General features: G+C 42.0%; 5 protein-coding genes. 2 read left to right on the forward strand and 3 right to left on the reverse strand.

All coding sequences use genetic code 11. The features are described 5' to 3' along the window. On the forward strand, positions 1–295 hold a 295-nt coding region (locus tag WC615_RS23235), incomplete at its 5' end, for a peptide-methionine (S)-S-oxide reductase MsrA (RefSeq protein WP_372980405.1). A gap of 6 nt (positions 296–301) precedes the next feature. On the opposite strand, the gene WC615_RS23240 is transcribed toward WC615_RS23235, so the two are convergent. Beyond that, the gene (locus tag WC615_RS23240) at positions 302–676 is read right to left on the reverse strand and encodes a DUF5655 domain-containing protein (protein ID WP_372980406.1); all 375 of its coding nucleotides are present in this window, start codon (positions 674–676) and stop codon (positions 302–304) included. Positions 677–738: 62 nt separating this feature from the next. Here WC615_RS23240 and WC615_RS23245 point away from each other — a divergent pair, with 62 nt between their 5' ends. Continuing rightward, on the forward strand, positions 739–1602 hold the full coding sequence (locus WC615_RS23245) for a hypothetical protein (protein WP_372980407.1): 864 nt from the start codon (positions 739–741) through the stop codon (positions 1600–1602). Positions 1603–1604: 2 nt separating this feature from the next. Here the strand turns inward: WC615_RS23245 and WC615_RS23250 are convergent, their stop codons facing one another. Together WC615_RS23250 and WC615_RS23255 are read right to left on the reverse strand one after the other, a co-directional pair. Further along, positions 1605–2453: a TIGR02757 family protein gene (locus tag WC615_RS23250; protein ID WP_372980408.1), complete on the reverse strand. Its 849-nt coding sequence runs from the start codon at positions 2451–2453 to the stop codon at positions 1605–1607. An 84-nt stretch (positions 2454–2537) separates the two neighbouring features. Then, positions 2538–2753, reverse strand: a 216-nt coding sequence (locus WC615_RS23255; protein ID WP_372980409.1) for a PLP-dependent transferase, incomplete at its 5' end; no start/stop codon positions are given.

The raw sequence follows: 2753 nt of genomic DNA on the forward strand, positions 1-2753 counted from the left end.
ACTGCTGGAATACTTTTTCCAGATCCATGATCCTACAACACGGAACAGGCAAGGCAATGACGTAGGTACTTCCTACCGTTCTGCCATTTTTTACAGCAACGAAAGTCAACGCGATATAGCAAATGCATTGATCGCAGAGATGGATGCGTCCGGCGTTTGGCCGGGTAAAATAGTTACCGAAGTGGTGCCCGAAACCGATTTTTGGAATGCGGAAGAGGAACATCAGGATTATTTAAAAAAGAACCCTTACGGTTATACATGCCATTTTGAGCGCCCTGATTGGAAACTAGCTTAGTATAAGCTACTCTTCAGGCTCTCCACGATAAGCCAATCGCATAAAACTCATTACCTCGTCGTTCACATCGTTAAGGTTCAACATCCTGAAATGATGATTGAACTGTTGCTGGCCCGGTACCTGCGGTATTTTGGTAAAACACATATTATCAAAATATCCCTGCTTAAGCGGGAATACGACATGGATAAAGTTTTTGCCTAATTGTGTAATATAGGCTATACGTTTGGTTCCGTTATCCAGTCCTATCATGGCTTTTAATGGGATTATATCAACTTTACCAATAGTATTAAACTTGGTAATAAAGTGATTGAATAAAGCGAGGGTGTGATCGCTTTTGCCATTTGTAAAATCTGAAATGTAATATTCTTCCTTTTTTGTCAAACTACGTCCGGGTTATTCAAGTGTTAGTAATTGTGTATATTTATCATTGCAACCCTAAACTAATGAAAAAATTATTATTTGCCTTCTTCGTATTATTTATTAACACTGCATTTGCACAAAAAGACAAGCACGGGAACCCTATTTTTAATTCGATAAGCTTATCTGAAGAAAACACCAATGGTTATTTATTGTCTTGTAATTATTATACCCTGCGCGATAATATCGAAAATACTAACTCTTCTGTATTTGTAAGTAAAACTCCATCGCTTAGCGCGATTGAAAAAGCAGCAACGTCTCTCCCATCTAACTTTTTTATAATTGTTAAAAACGGGAAGATCACTACAATGCTTTCATTAAAGAAAGATAAACAACTTAAAATTACAATTTTAGACCCGTACACCCGGTCATTAAAAGAAGTAGATAGCGGCCTTGACGGTGACATTACCGAAACGCGTGCTAACGAGTTATTGGCTAATAGATATGATACTACTGCAAAGATTGACAATGGCCGCCTCATATTTAATCAACGTAGTTATAAAATAATTTCTTACACAGCACTTAAACAGGCTGTACTAAATTTGGTTGGCAGTCAAAAGCTTGATAAAGATGTCCCTAATGGTATGCCATTTATAGCGCAAACAGAAATAAGAGAAAAGATATTGAGCGCTTCGAAACCGGGAGGTGAGTTAGATGTTTGGACGCCCATAAAGGGCCACGAATATGATGGTGTAATAATTGAGAAAGGAGTATTTGCAACCAAATTTCATGTTGCATGTTCACAATGGGCCTATAACGTTGTAGGCGCCGGCATAACTGGCGAAAATGCAGTATATGCTTTATATGCTGAAGCAGTAGGCCATCCAGTAACCGAGCGAGAAAAATCTTACTTGTTATATGGTTACAGAAAGGCCTTGCAAGATCTGTAATGCTAAAACTCCGGCAGTATCCCTTCAATCCCCCAGCGCTCTTCGATGCCCAGGCCAAACAGGGCGAAATCATATTTAACGGGGTCTGTCGGGTCAAACTCTTTGAGGCGTTCGGTCAGTTCGACAGCGGTTTGCCAGTCGGTTTGTTTGCGGTTGATGAGTTTGAGTTTACGGGCCACACGGTCAACATGCAGGTCGCAGGGGCAGATCAGGTCGGCAGGCTTTAGTTTGTTCCAGATGCCAAAATCAACGCCATTATTATCATTGCGCACCATCCAGCGCAGAAACATATTCAGCCGTTTACAGGTTGATTTTTGTGATGGCGACGAGACATGCTTTTTTGTACGGTGCGGAAAATCGGGCAGGGAAAAGAAATAGGAACGGAAATGATTGAGAGTAGCCTCGGCAGCTCCCTCCGCCCCCTGAAGGGGGTACCTTTGATTAGCAAGCAGGCTATTCTGCTCCCCCTTTAGGGGGCTGGGGGGTAAAAATGCCTGCTCCAGTGACTCAAAATTCTCAAAATGCCATCTGAAAAACGATATGAAATACAGCGTATCTACATCATTAAAGGTGCGGTGCTTAAAGTGCAGCAGTTTCTTAAGGTCAGGTTCCTCATGATTGATGATGAAGTCGTAAGGCGCTCCATCCATCAGGGTGATCAATTCCTTACACTTATTGATGATGGTTACCCTTTGCCCCCATGCCAGCGTTGCAGCCCAAAAACCCATGATCTCGATATCCTGCTTTTTGCTAAACATGTGCGGGATGCTTACCGGGTCGTTAGCAATAAACTCAGGGCGGTTGTATTGGGCTACTTTTTGGTCGAGGAAGGCTTTGAGGTTATCGTTCATAATTTTAGAATTAAGAAACAAGAGCCAAGAAACAAGAAAGGAACTTGTCGTCTTGGCTCTTGACTCTTATACCTTGGTTCTTTTTTAAGCTAACGCTTGTTTCAAATCTTCTAACAGATCTTCAATATCCTCTACCCCTACGCTTAAACGCAGCAGGTTATCTACCACGCCGGCTTTATCGCGCTCAGCTTTAGGGATACTACCGTGGGTCATGCTAACCGGGTGGTTAATCAACGATTCAACACCTCCTAATGACTCGGCAAGGGCAAATACTTTAAATGACGATGCAATGCGGAACGT

Source organism: Mucilaginibacter sp. (assembly GCF_041663085.1).
Lineage (GTDB): Bacteria > Bacteroidota > Bacteroidia > Sphingobacteriales > Sphingobacteriaceae > Mucilaginibacter.

What these genes read in the sequence shown, in the direction of transcription:
- WC615_RS23250 (WP_372980408.1), bottom strand. Translation starts at nt 2,453, where the DNA reads ATGAACGATAACCTCAAAGCCTTCCTCGACCAAAAAGTAGCCCAATAC.
- WC615_RS23245 (WP_372980407.1), top strand. Translation starts at nt 739, where the DNA reads ATGAAAAAATTATTATTTGCCTTCTTCGTATTATTTATTAACACTGCA.